This is a genomic window from Bradyrhizobium sp. Kon69 (genome assembly GCF_055807515.1).
The window spans coordinates 1-288 of sequence record NZ_JBVVOS010000282.1; the positions used below are offsets into that span (position 1 = coordinate 1).

Consider the following 288-nt stretch of genomic DNA (forward strand, 5'->3'; position numbering starts at 1 on the left):
GGTAGTATCTCCATCGATGAATCGCTCAACGAGTTGGTAATGCTTGTAGTATTCCGAGGAGCAATAGTCATCTAGATCGAAATCATCCAGATGAGAAAATTCAGCTAATTGGAGTTTCTAAAGTTCTCTTCTGGATGAATCCCAGCGCGCCTTTGGCAAATGGCAGCAGCTCCGCAGCGTTGATTTCTACCCTGGTGTATCCCCCGGAGGTGTCATGATGAAATGCCGCAGCGAACTCGTTGAAGCTGACCAGCTCAGCATGAAGCGGATGCAATAGTGCCAGGGGAT

The 288-nt window shown here is 48.6% G+C and carries 1 protein-coding gene; it reads right to left on the reverse strand.

Annotated elements, in window-relative coordinates:
• Window positions 1-100 precede the first annotated feature (100 nt).
• The coding region (locus AC0L3U_RS39175; protein ID WP_473365087.1) for a hypothetical protein at window positions 101-288 on the reverse strand (188 nt) is incomplete at its 5' end.